12 protein-coding genes are annotated in these 14856 nt (G+C 72.7%); 3 read left to right on the top strand and 9 right to left on the bottom strand.

The genetic code is table 11. The annotated features are described in order from the left end of the window. Genes FBY41_RS10180 through FBY41_RS10200 form a run of 5 tightly spaced genes read right to left on the bottom strand, consistent with a single transcriptional unit; the run spans window position 1 to window position 5468 of the window. Window positions 1-987, bottom strand: coding sequence for an LLM class F420-dependent oxidoreductase (locus tag FBY41_RS10180; RefSeq protein ID WP_141844090.1), 987 nt, complete (start codon window positions 985-987; stop codon window positions 1-3). Beyond that, window positions 984-1895 carry a glycosyltransferase gene (locus FBY41_RS10185; RefSeq protein ID WP_260439683.1) on the bottom strand — a complete coding sequence of 304 codons (912 nt, stop codon included), beginning with the start codon at window positions 1893-1895 and terminating at the stop codon, window positions 984-986. The genes FBY41_RS10180 and FBY41_RS10185 overlap by 4 nt, the downstream gene beginning before the upstream one ends. Further along, window positions 1892-3244 (bottom strand): bifunctional PIG-L family deacetylase/class I SAM-dependent methyltransferase, encoded by a 1353-nt coding sequence (locus FBY41_RS10190; RefSeq protein ID WP_141844092.1) that lies wholly within the window; start codon window positions 3242-3244, stop codon window positions 1892-1894. The genes FBY41_RS10185 and FBY41_RS10190 overlap by 4 nt, the downstream gene beginning before the upstream one ends. Next, entirely contained in the window at window positions 3241-4287 is a 1047-nt protein-coding gene (locus FBY41_RS10195) for an acyl-CoA/acyl-ACP dehydrogenase (RefSeq protein ID WP_141844094.1), read from the bottom strand. The genes FBY41_RS10190 and FBY41_RS10195 overlap by 4 nt, the downstream gene beginning before the upstream one ends. Then, complete coding sequence (locus tag FBY41_RS10200; protein WP_141844096.1) at window positions 4284-5468, bottom strand: zinc-dependent alcohol dehydrogenase; 1185 nt, start codon at window positions 5466-5468, stop codon at window positions 4284-4286. The genes FBY41_RS10195 and FBY41_RS10200 overlap by 4 nt, the downstream gene beginning before the upstream one ends. 61 nt (window positions 5469-5529) lie before the next feature. Here FBY41_RS10200 and FBY41_RS10205 point away from each other — a divergent pair, with 61 nt between their 5' ends. Together FBY41_RS10205 and FBY41_RS10210 are read left to right on the top strand one after the other, a co-directional pair. Next, the gene (locus FBY41_RS10205; RefSeq protein ID WP_141845055.1) at window positions 5530-6513 is read left to right on the top strand and encodes an SDR family NAD(P)-dependent oxidoreductase; all 984 of its coding nucleotides are present in this window, start codon (window positions 5530-5532) and stop codon (window positions 6511-6513) included. Between the two features lie 116 nt (window positions 6514-6629). Beyond that, on the top strand, window positions 6630-6947 hold the full coding sequence (locus tag FBY41_RS10210; protein WP_141844098.1) for a hypothetical protein: 318 nt from the start codon (window positions 6630-6632) through the stop codon (window positions 6945-6947). Window positions 6948-6952: 5 nt separating this feature from the next. Here the strand turns inward: FBY41_RS10210 and FBY41_RS10215 are convergent, their stop codons facing one another. After that, window positions 6953-7954, bottom strand: a complete 1002-nt coding sequence (locus FBY41_RS10215; RefSeq protein WP_185749015.1) for an aldose epimerase family protein — start codon at window positions 7952-7954, stop codon at window positions 6953-6955. 216 nt (window positions 7955-8170) lie between these two features. Between FBY41_RS10215 and FBY41_RS10220 the strand changes: the two genes are divergently transcribed. Next, window positions 8171-9439 carry a D-arabinono-1,4-lactone oxidase gene (locus FBY41_RS10220; RefSeq protein ID WP_141844102.1) on the top strand — a complete coding sequence of 423 codons (1269 nt, stop codon included), beginning with the start codon at window positions 8171-8173 and terminating at the stop codon, window positions 9437-9439. A 49-nt stretch (window positions 9440-9488) separates the two neighbouring features. On the opposite strand, the gene FBY41_RS10225 is transcribed toward FBY41_RS10220, so the two are convergent. The 3 genes from FBY41_RS10225 to lysX are packed head-to-tail and all read right to left on the bottom strand — an operon-like array spanning window position 9489 to window position 14855. Beyond that, window positions 9489-10433, bottom strand: a complete 945-nt coding sequence (locus FBY41_RS10225) for an SGNH/GDSL hydrolase family protein (protein ID WP_141844104.1) — start codon at window positions 10431-10433, stop codon at window positions 9489-9491. Continuing rightward, the gene (locus FBY41_RS10230; protein WP_141844106.1) at window positions 10426-11544 is read right to left on the bottom strand and encodes an alpha/beta hydrolase; all 1119 of its coding nucleotides are present in this window, start codon (window positions 11542-11544) and stop codon (window positions 10426-10428) included. The genes FBY41_RS10225 and FBY41_RS10230 overlap by 8 nt, the downstream gene beginning before the upstream one ends. Beyond that, entirely contained in the window at window positions 11535-14855 is a 3321-nt protein-coding gene (gene lysX, locus FBY41_RS10235; protein WP_141844108.1) for a bifunctional lysylphosphatidylglycerol synthetase/lysine--tRNA ligase LysX, read from the bottom strand. The genes FBY41_RS10230 and lysX overlap by 10 nt, the downstream gene beginning before the upstream one ends. Window position 14856: the final 1 nt, after the last annotated feature.

Below are 14856 nucleotides of genomic sequence, written 5' to 3' on the forward strand. Positions count from 1 at the left end.
TCACGGTGCCGCCGCCCGCAGCTTGTCGAGCAGCAGGCCCGCAGCCTCGTCGAAGAACGCCTGCTGGGTGTCCCCGCCCACCTGCACGAGCGCGATGTCGGTGAAGCCGGCCTTCCAGTAGGCGCTGACGGCCTCGACGATGGCGTCGAGATCGGGACCGCAGGGGATCGACTCGGCGACGTCCTCCGGGCGCACGAACTGGCTCGCCCCCGCGAAGCCCGCGGGCGTCGGCAGGTCGGAGTTGACCGACCACCCGCCTCCGAACCACCGGAACTGCTCGTGCGCGAGCTGGATCGCGGCCTCGCGGTCGCGGCCCCAGCAGATCGGGATCTGCCCGATCGCCCGCGCCTTGGCACCGATGCGCGGTGCGCCGCTGGTGTCGTTCCACGACGAGACGAGGTCGGTGTCGGGCTCGACCGCGATGAGGTGGTCGGCGAGCGGGGCGAGGCGGTCGATGCCCTTGTCGCCGCCCACGGCGACGCCGATCTCGACCGGCTCGTCGGGCAGGTCCCAGATGCGGGCGGAGTCGACGTCGAAGTAGTCGCCGTGGTGGGTCACGAGGTCACCGGTGTGCAGCTGCCGGATGATGTCGATCGCCTCGACGAGCATCTCCTGGCGGGTGATGACGCCGGGCCAGCCCTCGCCGACGACGTGCTCGTTGAGGCTCTCGCCGCTGCCCAGCCCGAGGGTGAAGCGGCCGTCGGCGAGCAGCTGCAGCGTCGCGGCCTTCTGGGCGATGACGGCGGGGTGGTAGCGGACCGTCGGGCACGTGACATAGGTCATGAGGTCGACCCGCTCGGTGGCGTGCGCCACGGCGCCGAGGACGGACCACGCATACGGCGCATGGCCCTGCTCGGTGAGCCACGGTGAGTAGTGGTCGCTCGAGACCTCGAAGTCGAAGCCTGCCTGCTCGGCGGCCACGGCCCAGCGGACGAGGTCCTTGGGTCCGCTCTGCTCGGTCATCAGCGTGTAGCCGAAGCGCGTCATGGTGGTCCTTCCGGGTGGTGAGTGGTCGGGGGAGCGACGGCGACGGCGACGCACCCCACGTGCGGCGTACCCGATCGCGTCCGGCCTACGTCGACGACGGCGGCACCGCCCCGGAGGTCACCGAGGTATGCCGCGAAGCCCCGAGGGGCGCGCCCGGTCGTACGCGCCGAGGTGCGCACCCGCACCAGTGCGGTTGCCACGATGCGGGCGCCCCGCGCACGCATCCGCTCCACGAGCCGCACGTCCTCGTGCACGGGGAGGGGGTCGAACCCGCCGGCATCGAGGTAGCTCGACAGGCGGAAGGCGAGGTTGGCGCCGTGCACGTGCTCGTGGCCCTCGACGAGATGGTGGCGGTCGTGCCAGAGGGCCAGGACGTCGTCGGTGAGCTCGGCCGGATCGGGCAGGGCGACACCGACGACGACGTCACAGCCCCCCGTCGGGTGCTCCGCGAGGACCAGCTGGTCGAGCAACCACGACGGGGGGACGACAGTGTCGGCATCGGTGTTCGCCACCCAGTGCGCGACGTCGTCGAGGTGGCGCCCGGCCCGCTCGCCCCCGTGGGTGCCCCGCTCCGTCACCTCGCGTATGCCGGCGTGCCGGGCCGCGCCCACCCGCGCCACCACGACTGCCACGGCCGTCACGCCCTCCCGGCGGGCGACGAGCTGTGCCGTCCGGTCGGTGCACGCGTCGAGGACGACGACCACCTCGACGGAGACGTCCGGGCGATGGTGGGTGAGGTGCCGCCGGGCCTGCTCCACCGCGTCGAGGCACCGTTCGATGAGCCGCTCCTCGTTTCGAGCCGGAACGACCACGGTGATGTGGCAGATGCTGTCTGCCCGCCCGGGTGCTCGGATGACGTCGCCGACCCCGGTGAGCCCGCTCGGGCCGGCGCTCTCGAGCTGCCTCACACCGCGCCCTGCCGGTGGTCCGCGGTGTCGCCGAGCAGGTCGAGCAGGAAGTCGGGCTCGCGGTGCTCGGCGACGACGCCCAGGCGGGAGGCGGCTCGCCAGAGCTCGTGCACCCTCGGGCCGTCGAGCGGCCACCCGACGACGGGGTGGCGCCAGTGGCAGAGCACGATGACGCCGTCGTCCGTGAGACTCGCCTCGACCCGGGCGATGAGCCGGCGCAGGCGGTCGGGGCTGAGGAAGTAGCCGACCTCCGACACGACGACGAGGTCGAACTGCCCGTCCGGCCACTCCTCCGGGAGGTGCCCCCGGGCGGTGCGGACGTGGGGCAGCTCCCGCAGACGACGTGCTGCAGACGAGAGTGCCACGGCGCTCTCGTCGACCGCGAGCACCGCGTCACAGCGGGTGGCGAGCCGGGCGGTGAGGGCCCCGATCGAGCACCCCACCTCGAGGGCCTGCCGGAAGCGTCGGCGGGGGAGGGCGGCGAGGGTGAGGTCGCGCTTGCGCTCCTCGTACCAGCTGTCGTCGACCCGCCAGGGATCGGCCGCGTCACCGTGGACCCGGTCGAAGACGGTGTCGACCGCGAATGGCTCCACGATGAAGGTCTCGCGGTCGCGCACGAAGTGCTCGAGCATTCCGGGGTGCAGGAGGGCCTCGTCGCCGGGATCGTCGGAGAGCGGACCGACCTGGCTGCGGTGCACGGAGATCGCGTGCGACTTGCGCGCACGGACGCCGCTGGCAAGGGGGAGCGCCCTGAATCGGGTCCAGGGCGCCTCGTGCGGTGCCGCCCAGTGCCACAGCCAGATCGGGTACTCCACGAGGCGGGCGTCGGTCCGGTGAGCCGCGACCGCGGCCGCGCGGCCGGCTGCCTCGTGGTCGGCGTGCCCGTCGTGGCGCCACGGTGCTGCCAGCACCGTCGTCGGCCCGTGCTCGCCGACCGTGCGCACGATCGCCTCGACGATCGCGTCCTCGTGGGAGCCGAGCTCTCCGTCGGGCAGGCCGACGAGATGCAGGCGGGCTGACGGCGCGAGCAGGGCGAGGGCTGCTCGCGTCTCCTCGACGCGCAGGGTCGCGAGGTCGGCCGGCGTGTGGCTGGGCGAGTCGGGGTGCGACGCCTCACCGGCACTGAGCAGGACGAGGTCGATGCACAGGGCGCCAGCGGCCGCCGTGGCCAGCAGGCCGCCCGCCCCCAGCGTCTCGTCGTCGGGGTGGGCGGCGACGAGGACGAGGCGGGTCGTGCTGGTCCCGTCGACCTCCAGGGTGGGCACGGAGCTCCACTCGGGACGGCCGGCCCACTCGTGCTCGGGCGTGCCCGTGTCGGCGTGATGGAAGGGTGCGAGGGTGTCGCTCACCAGAGCACCTCCCTGTCTGTGTCGTGGTCGAGCAGCTGCCGACCGAGCTGGGCTGCATCACGCTCGGCGTGCTCCTGCCGGACGTAGAGCTGGAGGTCGGCGACGCGCCCGGAGTGCTCCTCCTCGAGCGCCAGCGGTGCCGGCCCGAGCGCGTGGCCCACGCGTTCCAGCACGTCCTCCGCCGTCCCGGCCACGACCCGCCGCACCCGCAGCGCGAGAGCCGACCCGGCCGGACCGGTGGCAGCGCCCGAGTCGACCGCCACGGCTGCGCCGCGCAACACCGACTCGGCGGCGTGCAGCGCGGCGTCGACCGCTCCGAGGTGCATGAGCCCGACCTGGTCGGGCTCTCGTCGGCGCAGCTGCTCGCGCAGCCGGAGGGCGACGCCCACGGCGCCGCCCCACCAGATCGCGGCCACCCCCATGCCGCCCCAGGCAAAGCCCGGGCGTTCGAGATACCAGCCCGGGGGCCCGACGGCGCTCGCCTCGGAGCGCGTGAAGGTCACCGGTCCGCTGGGCACGTCCGGCAGGCCACGGGCCACCCAGGCCGCCTCGTCGACGGCCACGCCGTTCGTGGGGCCGAGGCGGACGGCATACAGCCTGCGGGTGGAGCCGTCGCACCAGGCCGTCACGAGCGCTCGATCGAGCGAGCCGGCGAGGGAGCACCAGGGCTTGCGGCCGTCGAGCACGGGCGTCGGGCCGGACTCGTCCGCGACGAGACGGGCGCCGGGCCCCTCGGCCGCAAAGACGCCCCAGCGTGCCTCGTCATCGCCGTTGGATGAGTCGGTGTCGGCCAGGTGCCCTCCGGCGCGAGCCTCCGACAGGATGGCCACCGCGTCGAGATGCGGCTCCACCGCACGGGCGACGGTGAGGTCGACCGACCCGAGCACGGCGAGCGAGGTCCAGAGCCTCCACGTGTTGCCCGACCCCGGGAGCGGGAACGCGTCAGGGTGCAGCTCGGGAAGGCGCAGCGCCGCGGCCACGTTCCCGCGCGCCCGGGCCGCAGCCTCCGTGAGGGCGACGGACGCCGGGTCCGTCACGGTCACGGCTGGAGCACCACCTTGAGGCAGCCGTCGCTCTTCTCCTGGAACGTGCGGTAGAGGTCGGGCGCGGCCTCGAGGGGTGCGCGGTGGGTTGCGAGCGACTCGAGCCCGAGCACGTCGTCCGGTCCGCTCACGAGGTCGAGCAGGTCGTCGGACCAGCGGCGCACGTGGCACTGGCCCATGCGGACTGTCAGGCCCTTGTCGAAGAGCTCCATCATCGGCATCGGGTCGGCCATGCCGCCGTAGACGCCGCTGATCGAGAGGGTCCCGCCGCGGCGCACGGACGCGATCGCCGTGTGGAGGGCGGAGAGGCGGTCGATGCCGACGTGTTCGATCGCCGTGCGTGCAAGAGGCTTGGGGAGCCGACTGGCAGCCCCGATCACTTTCTCGGACAGCGGATTTTCGTGAGACTCCATGCCGACGGCGTCGATGACGCCATCGGGTCCACGGCCGGCCGTGAGGTCCTTGAGGGCATCGGCGACCTCACCCGCGTCGCGCACGTCGACGACCTCCGCGCCCCAGGAGCGGGCGAGGTCGAGCCGCTCGTCGACGAGGTCGACCGCGATGACGCGGCCGACTCCCCGGTGGAGGGCGCTGCGCACCGCCAGCTGGCCCACCGGTCCGAGGCCGAGCACCGCCAGCGTGTCGTTGCCGTTGACGTCGGCGTACTCGACCGCCTGCCACGCCGTCGGCAGGATGTCGGACAGGTAGAGGAAGCGCTCGTCGGGCAGGTCGCTGTGCAGCTCGATGGGGCCGAAGTCGGCGTGCGGCACCCGGACCCGCTCGGCCTGGCCGCCGGGCACCGAGCCGTAGAGGCTCGTGTAGCCGAAGAGGCTGGCGCCCTTGCCCTGGTCGACGTTCTGGGTCGTCTCGCACTGGGCGAAGAGGCCCCGCTGGCACATCCAGCAGCGTCCGCACGAGATGTTGAAGGGCACGACGACCCGGTCGCCGGGCTGGAGGGTCGCGACGTCCGAGCCGACCTCCTCGACGATGCCCATGAACTCGTGCCCGAGCACGTCGCCCGGCTGGAGGTAGGGGGCCAGGGTGGCGTAGAGGTGCAGGTCCGACCCGCAGATCGCCGTCGAGGTGACGCGCACGACGGCGTCGGTGGTCTGCTCGATGACGGGATCGGGTACCTCGGTCACACGGACGTCCTCGATGCCGTGCCAGGTGAGTGCTCGCATGACCATTGACTACCCCGGCCGGCTCGCACGGAAACCTCACCCCGACACGGAGGAGAACGCCATGATCCGCCCGACCGGACCGTCCAGGGGGCTGGCCCTCGTCATGGGGGCTTCTCGCGGACTCGGACTGCTCATCGCCCGCGAGCTGCTCGACCGGGGTCACGACGTCGTCATGACGGCGCGCGGTGCCGACGAGCTCGATGCGGCTGCCCGTCGCCTGTCCGGACGCGGTCGCCAGGTGCACACCCGTGCCTGCGACGTGCGGGACAGGACCGCCGTCGAGGCTGTCGTCGACGAGGTGGGGCGCACCCTGGGGCCCATCGACGTCCTCGTCACCGTGGCCGGCATCATCGACGTCGGTCCTGCCGAGGCGATGTCGGCCGAGACGTTCGACGACGCGATCGACACGATGACCCGAGGGCCGATCCACGCGGCCCTCGCCGTGCTTCCGGCCATGCGGCTGCGCGGTCGCGGGCGCATCGGCACCGTCACCTCGATCGGCGGCATGGTCTCGCCTCCCCACCTACTGCCTTATGCCACAGCCAAGTTCGGAGCCGTCGGCTTCTCCGACGGGCTCGCAGCCGCCCTGAGCGGCACGGGTGTGACGGCCACCACCGTCGTGCCGGGACTCATGCGCACGGGCTCCCACCAGCGTGCGCGGTTCAGTGGTGACGCGCAGGCCGAGTACTCGTGGTTCGCCCCGGCCGCGTCGCTGCCACTGGTGTCGATGGACGCAGACCGCGCAGCCCGGCGCATCGTCAGTGGAGTCCTGGCCGGTCGTCCCATGGTCGTGCTCACCCCGCTCGCCTGGGTCGGCATCCGCGTGAGAGGACTCGCACCCGCGACCACGACGCGTGTCATGGGCTGGGCAGGTCGGCTCCTGCCGGGCCGGCCGTCTCGGGGTGGCCGACACGGGGTCGAGGGTCGCGACGCCGCGCGCGCCGTCAGCGGGATCATCCGTCGGCTCACGACGTTGGGAGACAAGGCAGCTCGGCGCAACAACGAGGTTCCAGAGGTCCCGGACCCGGGGCTCGCACGCGAGTAGACTCCGAAGCGCAGTGCACTGACAGGTTCCACTCGACGCTCTGGAGCCGATCGCCATCGAGGGCAGTCGTCCCCCGCCGGAGTTCGGGTGCGGGGCGAATCGATGAAGGAGGCGCCATGGGCGACCAGGTCGGACTCTTCGTGCTCCTCGGCGTCATCGTCGTGCTGGCGGGTGGTTTCGCGATCTTCCTGGGCATGCGTGGCCAGGGCGACAACGACACCCTCAACACCCACGAGGACCAGACGCTCCAGCAGCGCGAGGACCACCCTGAAGGTGCGGAGCGCTCACACCTCGTGGGCAACCCACCCATCGACACCATCACGACCGATGGCTGGGGCGCGGCCCGACCGGGCGAGGGAGCCGAGCCGGACGAGCTCCCGGAGGACGTCCACCCCGACAAGCACGACAGCGACCGCCGCCACGGCCGCCACTGACGTCGTCACCGCAGCCGCCACACCGTCGTCGACCGGAGGGTCTCGCCTGCCTCGAGCACCGTCGACGGGAAGTCAGCGTGGTGTGGCGCATCGGGAAAGCCCTGTGTTTCCAAGGCGATTCCCGACCGGGGGCCGTATGCCGTGCCCGACGTCCCGATGACCGTGCCGTCGAAGTGCGCCCCGGTGTAGACCTGAACGCCGGGTTGGTCGCTCTCGATGTCGAGGGTGCGCCCGGACCGCCCACGCAGCGTGGCCACGTGCCGCAGCCCCTCGCCGTCGACGACGAAGTTGTGATCGAGGCCCTGACCGTGGTCGAGCTGCTCGTCGCGGTGCGCGAGCGCCTCGCCGATGCGGCGGGGCGCTCTGAAGTCGAACGGCGTGCCGTCGACCGCCCGCCGCTCCCCGGTGGGGATGAGCAGAGTGTCGGTGGGGGTGAAGCGACCTGATGAGAGGGTCAGCTCGTGGTCGTCGACGGGCCCGCTGCCCTCGCCGTCGAGGTTGAAGTAGCTGTGGTTCGTGAGGTTGACGAGCGTCTCGCGGTCGGTGGTCGCGGTGTAGTCGATGCGCACCTCGCCCGGGGCGACGGCATACGTGACGGTGACATCGAGCGCGCCCGGGAAGCCCTGGTCGCCGTCCGGGCTGTGCAGCCCGAAGCGCACGCTTGTCGCGCTCTGGTCGACGACACTCCACGGCCGGTGGTCGAAGCCGTCGACGCCCCCGTGCAGGGTAGTCGTGCCCTCGTTGGCGGTGAGCCGGTGCGTCGTGCCACCGAGCTCGAAGCTCGCCCCGGCGATGCGGTTGCCGAACCGGCCGATCGTCGCTCCGAGGTAGCCGCCGGCCGTGACGTAGGTGCGGGTGTCGGCGTGGCCGAGCACGACGCCGACCGGTCGCCCGTCGGCACCGGGCACCTCGAGCCGGCGCACGGCGGCCCCGGCCGTCAGCACCTCGAGGAAGATCCCTTCGGCCCGCAGCTCGATGGACGTGGGCGGGACGACGTCGGCAGACACAGGCAGCTCCTGCAGGGGGTGGTGACCGGGGCGGTGACGGGGCAAGTCTGCCCCTCCCGCGACGGACCACGGGCCACGTCATCCAGCAGGTGATCCACGAGATGATCCGCACCGGCTCCGTCGGCCTGCTGAGCCTAGGGTGGACCGACCCCGAGCTGGACCAGCCCACCCCTCGGCGAGGTGGGTCGTCACCGGAGACGAGGAGAACGAGAAGCCATGACGCAGGTCGAGACCAACTGGGCGGGCAACCACACCTATCGCGCCCGGGTCGAGCGGGTGCAGTCGCTCGAGCAGGTGCAGCAGGTCGTCGCCGCATCACCGCGGGTGCGAGCGCTGGGCTCGCGGCACAGCTTCACCGACCTCACCGACACGACCGACGAAACCGGAGCCGGAGGCGTGCTCGTCTCGCTGGCCGACCTTCCCACCACCGTGGAGGTCGACGCCGGCACCCGCACGGCGCGCGTGACGGGGCGGGCGGCATACGGCGAGGTCGCGACCCGGCTGCAGGCGGAGGGCTGGGCCCTCGCCAACCTCGCATCGCTCCCGCACATCTCGGTCGCTGGCGCGGTCGCGACGGGCACGCACGGCTCTGGAGTCGAGAACGGCTCTCTCGCAACGGCCGTCGCTGCACTCGAGGTCGTCGGACCGGACGGCGAGATCCGCCGGGTCGCGCGCGGCGACGCCGACTTCGAGGGGAGCGTCGTCGCCCTCGGTGCGCTCGGGGTCGTCACCGCGGTGACGCTCGACATCGAGCCGACCTACGACGTGCGCCAGGACGTCTTCACCGATCTCGGCTGGCAGTCCCTCGCGGAGCACGTCGACACGATCACGAGCAGTGCCTACAGCGTCAGCCTCTTCACCCGCTGGACCGACGCCGGCATCGACCAGGTGTGGCTCAAGAGCCGGGTCGGCGACGGGGCGACCGAGCCGCCGCGCGAGCTCTTCGGAGCCCTCGCCGCGACCTCGACGATGCACATGCTCGAGGGCGGCGAGACGGCGGCGGTGACGCAGCAGGGTGGCGTGCCGGGGGCGTGGCTCGACCGGTTGCCGCACTTCCGCATGGACTTCACCCCGAGCCGTGGCGAGGAGCTGCAGAGCGAGTACCTCCTGCCGCGCGAGCACACGCTCGAGGCCGTCACGCGGCTGCGCGCGCTCGCCGAGGTCATGGCGCCGGTGCTCATGGTGACCGAGCTGCGCACCGTCGCCGCCGACTCCCACTGGCTCAGCAGCTCCTACGGCCACGACGTCGTCGGCGTGCACTTCACGTGGGTGCGCGACGTGGAGCGGGTGTATGCCGTGCTCCCCCTCATCGAGGACGCGCTCCTGCCGCTCGGGGCCCGACCGCACTGGGGCAAGTGCTTCGTCGCGGGTGCGGCGCAGCTCGAGCCGCTCTACCCCCGGATCGGCGACTTCCGCGACCTGCGCCGGCGGGTCGACCCCGAGGTCAAGTTCGGCAACGCCTTCCTGGACCGCGTCATCGGCTGAGCTCCCGGCGGGCGTTCCGTGCTCAGGGCTCGGCGTCAGACCTCCGTCGTCAGGGTCTCGGCGTCCAGGTCGCCACGGCGCCGGCCGAGGTGAGGGCGTCGAGCACGGCCCCGGCGATGATGGCGTGCCCCTTGGCATTGGGGTGGTCGCCGTCGTCGAGGAGGGCCGAGGTGGGGTCGAGCGAGCCGTCGCCCTTGAGGGGGGTGTAGGCGTCGACGTAGATCGCCTGCAGGCTGCTCGCGACCCCGGCGATCGTCGTGTTGACCGCGCGTGTGAGGGCGTCGCTCCCGGCGACGAAGGACTTGCCCCGGGCCTGGCCGACTGCGCCGTCGACCGTCACGTTCCAGTAGCCCACGACGGCGATCCTCACCTGCGCGTTGCGGTCCGCCGCACGGATGTCGGACACGATGTGCGAGAGGCCGGTTCGCAGGTCGCTCATCGTGGAGCTCCAGCAGGAGGACGTGGCGGCGGGCAGGCACGCCGGGTCGTCGACGCGGTCGAGGTCGAAGTCGTTGGCACCGACCTCGATGATGACGAGGTCGGCGCTGGACAGGTGTCGCGACGTCGACGGCGAGCCGAGGTCCTCCTCCACGTCGGAGGTCGTCCAGCCGCCGGTGGCGTCGTTGTGCACCGTCACCGGACGACCGGTCTCGCGCTGGAGCGAGGCGCCGAGCCGCTCGACGTAGCCCGTGCAGTCGCACGAAGCGGCCGACGGCACGGAGTCGCCCAGGGCCACGACGGTCAGTGGGTCGCCGGGGGCAGGGCCGCTGCGAGTGGTCGGGGCGGCCGTGGGCGACGAGGGTGTGGTGGGCGAGGGAGAGGTCCTCGCAGACGGCGAGGCGCGTGCACTCGTCGCGGACGGCATACCGGAGGCAGGAGAGGACGTGAGGGCTCCCAGGTGGCCGCCGCCCAGGGCCCAGCCGACGAGCAGGAGCACGGCGACACCGCCCGCCACGGCGAGGAGGCGCCGTGGCCGAGCGCCGCCCTCAGCCATGGAAGCCGGGCATCGTCTGTGCGAGCCAGAGGAACGATGCAGGGACGAACGACTCCCACACCGAGTCGCGGTGGCCACCGTGGGCCAGCACGGTCGCGGTCACGTCGAGGGGCGGCCTCGCGACGCTGAGGAACTTCGACGTCGTCGGGTAGGAGAGGCTGTCCTCGCGCGAGGTGAGGATCCACATGGCGAGAGCGGGTGGAGCGGTGTGCGCCATGTTGACGAGGTCGTAGCCGCCGAGGGTGGCGCTGGTCAGCGGGTCGTAGCGGGAGCTGAAGTCGGGCCGGAAGTAGCCCTGCATCCCGATGGACGCGCCGAAGACGTCCGGGTGGCGCATCGACAGGGAGGCGGCGCACCACGCGCCGTAGGAGTAGCCCCAGGTCGCCCACGAGGTGCGGACCCGCTGCACGTGGAAGTGCTTCGCGGTCCAGGCCGGGATGTCGTGGGCGAGCCACGTGTCGGTCTGCGGCTGGCCCGGGCCGCCGTTGACGCACTCCGTGTCGAGGCCCGCAGGCGTGTCGATGCGCGGGATGACGACGATCGAGGGCGCCATCTTGTGCTCTGCCGTCAGGGTGTCGATGGTCGAGAGCATGTTGAGCCGGACGAAGCCCATCGGCCCGCTGGGGAAGCCGTGCAGTCCGACGATGACGGGGTAGGCGTGGGTCGACCTGGGGTTGTAGCCGACCGGCAGGTAGACGAGCACCTGGCCCTGGGCGTTGGCGCGCTGGTCGACGACGCCGTAGCTCTGCAGCCGGGCCCCGGGCCGCGGCAGGGGCGGCAGCGTGACGGGCGTCGCCGGGAGGTGGGTGAGGCCCGTCCCCGCCACCTTCGCCACGACGACGTCGTGGCTCGTGCCGCCGTGGTGCGTCTGCACCGAGGCAGCCCGCGAGCCGAGCAGGTCGGCCCAGCTCGAGTAGAAGAGGTACTGGTCGTTGAGGGCCGCGCCGCAGAGCGCCACGACGAGGACGTTGAGCAGGAGCACCTGGACGCCCCGGGTCGCGGCCCGTGCGTAGCGGTTGCCCCAGTGCGGCCAGCCGATGACGAGCAGCACGAAGACGACGAGGCCGAGCCCGCCGAGCAGGAGGATGAGGCTCGAGTCGGTCAGCTCCACGTGCCGGCCTCCGTCAGGTCGGTGCGGCCGGCGGCCGGGCGCACGAAGGGGAAGGTGAGGACCGACCGGATGGCGGTGTTGGTGAGCAGCATGATGAGCCGGTCGATCCCGAGGCCCAGGCCACCGCTCGGCGGCATCCCCAGCTCGAGGGCGAGGAGGAAGTCCTCGTCGACCTCCATCGCCTCCACGTCGCCGGCAGCAGCCTTGAGCGACTGCTCCGTGAGTCGCGCGCGCTGGTCCACGGGGTCGGTCAGCTCGCTGTATGCCGTGCCGATCTCCAGGCCGGCGATGACGAGGTCCCAGCGCTCCACGAGCCCCGGCCGCGAGCGGTGGGGATGCGTGAGCGGTGAGGTCTCGACGGGGAAGTCGGTGTAGAACGTCGGATGCATCGTCGCCGGCTCGACGAGCTCGGCGTAGAGCGCCTCGATGACGGCCCCGGCCCCCATCTCGGGCCGCAGCGCGACGTCGTGGGTCTGCGCGAGGCCGATGAGCACGTCCATGTCGGTGTCGAGGTCGACCCGGCGACCCACGGCCTCGGAGACCGCCTCGAGCACCGGCACCACCGGCCACTCTCCGCTGATGTCGACGAGCTCGGCGCCCTGGGTACCGGTGCGCGCCGTGTCGCGGGTGGGAAGCGGCATGACCTCGGCCCCGTGCGCCTGGCGAGCGGCCTGCCGCACGATCCGCTCGGCGAGGAGGCGCATCGACGTGTAGTCGCCGTGGGGCTGGTAGACCTCGAGCGAGGTGAACTCGGGGTTGTGCGTGGCGTCGGCGCCCTCGTTGCGGAAGTTGCGCCCGAGCTCGAAGATCGGGCCCATCCCGGCGACGAGGAGGCGCTTGAGGTAGAGCTCCGGCGCGATGCGCAGCGACAGGTCGAGGCCGTAGGCGTTGATGTACGTGCGGAACGGCCGGGCGGTGGCGCCGCCGTGCACGGTGTGCAGCATCGGCGTCTCGACCTCGAGGTAGCCCTCGTCGCCGAGCAGCCGCCGGATGGAGGCCACGACCTCGGACCGGGTGCGCAGCAGGGCGATCCCGGACGGGTGCACGAGCAGTTCGGTCGAGCGCTGCCGGGCGCGCAGGGCCGGGTCGCGCAGGGCACCGAAGGGGATCGGGTGGAGGGACTTCGCCTCCATCCGCCAGGCCCGCACGACGAGGCTGGGGGTGCCGGTGCGCGACGCGCCGGTGACCGCCTCGACCCGGATGAGGTCGCCGGAGTCGACGGTGCTCGTGAAGGCGTCGAGCCGGGCTCGGGTGACGACCGCCGCGTCGAGGAGCAGCTGGACGGCGGCGGCACCGTCGACGAGCGTCGCGAAGACGACGGAACCGTGGTCGCGGACGTCACGCACCCTGCCGACGACGTCGAGGGGGGTGGGCCGGCGCCATGCCTCTGGCGGGAGCGCTCCGATGGACGTCGACGGCTGGCCGGCGCCGACCGGGTAGCCGTCGTAGCCGTCCTGGCGCAGCCGCTCCAGGGTGCCGAGGCGGTGGCGGAACTGCTCGGAGCGCCGCGGCTCCAGCGACTGGGCATCGGCGGCCGCCTCGTCGATGCGCGCGGCCTCGCGCAGCTGGGCCTCGTCGAGCGCGCCCGTCGTCGTGCGGCGGTGCGGCCACGGGATGAAGCCCTCGGCGGCTCCGGCCGCGAGCACGACCTGGGGCAGGGCGACGGTGTCGTCGTGGCAGAGGAAGCGTGGCGACCACTGTGGCTCGTACTTCTGGGTGGCGCGGTGAAGTCGCTCCAGCTGCCAGAAGCGGTCGAAGAGCCCGAGCACCGAGGCGTTGAGGCGGGTGAGGGGGCGCGAGCCCAGCCGGCTCGCGTCCTCGAAGACCCCCCGGAAGAGGCAGAAGTTGAGCGACGCCCGGGAGATCCCGAGGGAGCGGGCGCGAGCCATCAGCTCGCTGACCATGAGCTCCGTGACGCCGCTCGGTGCGTCGGGCGACCGGCGCATGAGGTCGAGGGAGAGACCGCCTCGCCCCCAGGGCACGAAGGAGAGCAGGCCGACGAGCTCGCCGTCGCCGTCTCGTGCGGTGACGTGCACGATGCGGCCGTCGGCGGGGTCGTCGCTGCGGCCCAGCGCCATCGAGAACCCGCGCTCCACCTCGCCGGCGCGCCAGGCGTCCGCGTGCCGGCTCAGGCTGTGCAGCTCGGGTGCGGCGATGTCGTCCTGTCGGCGCACCTGGACGGTGAGGCCGGCCCGGGCCGCCCGTTTGACGGCGTGCCGCACGTCGGACATCGAGGTGCGGCGCAGGTCGTAGCGGGCGGGGTCGAGGATCGCCTCGTCGCCCATGAGCAGCACCTGCATGCCGGCCGCCGCATAGCTGCGAGCGGCCCGCTCGCTGGCGCCGAGGGCGGCCGGCACCCAGCCGAACTCCCGGGCCTCGGCCCGCCACGCGGCGATCGCGCCTGCCCAGGAGTCCGGGTCTCCGATCGGGTCGGCCGAGGCCAGTGAGACGCCGCCGATGACCCGGTAGGTCACCGCGGCCCTGCCGTCTGCAGAGAAGACCGACGACTTGTCGCGCCGGGTCGCGAAGTAGCCGAGGGAGTCGTCCGCGCCGTGGGCCGAGAGGAGGCGGCGCAGCGACAGCTCGCGGTCGGGGGACCAGCGGCTGCGGGGCCGGGCCGAGGCGACGAAGAGGAGCAGCGCGCCGAGGATGGTCAGCGTGGCGAGCACGGCGACGACGTCGATGACCCAGGGCGGGATGAGGCCGAGGGAGCGGCGGCTCACCCCGCCCAGGGCGGCGAGGACGGTGGCGACGACGGCGCGCACCTGTGATCGCGGGGCGCCGACGGCACCGATGAGCAGCCAGGCGACACCCAGGGTGGCGACGCTGCCCACCGCGAGCGCCGCGAGCGTCGGCCACCACGAGCCGCGCTGGAGCCTGCCCGTGAACTCGTCTCGGGTGCGGTGGAGCCACCACAGCGCGGCGACGGCGACGAGCGCCGCAGCGACGTCGAGGCCGCGGCCGAGCGAGCCGCGACTCTCCCACATCTCGTCGAGCGGGAGCTGAGAGCGCAGCAGCTCGACGGTGCCCAGGGCGAGGCCGAGCACCTGGAAGGCTGCGACGAGCCAGAGTCCGATCCGCTTGCGCCCCAACAGTGCGCGCGTGGTGATGCCGAGGAGGACGACGGAGACCACCGTGGGCGCGACCGGCACGTTGAGCAGCCCGAAGAACTCCTCGACCGCCGTCGGATGCGGTCTGTGCCGCCCCACGAGGGCGAGCACGAGAGCGACGACGGTGGCGACGGCATACGTGCCGGTGAGGATGCGGGCTGAGCGGTGCGGCGCGTGCGCGACCCGGCGAGGACGGACCATG

It is taken from the genome of Humibacillus xanthopallidus (assembly GCF_006716675.1).
GTDB lineage: Bacteria > Actinomycetota > Actinomycetes > Actinomycetales > Dermatophilaceae > Humibacillus > Humibacillus xanthopallidus_B.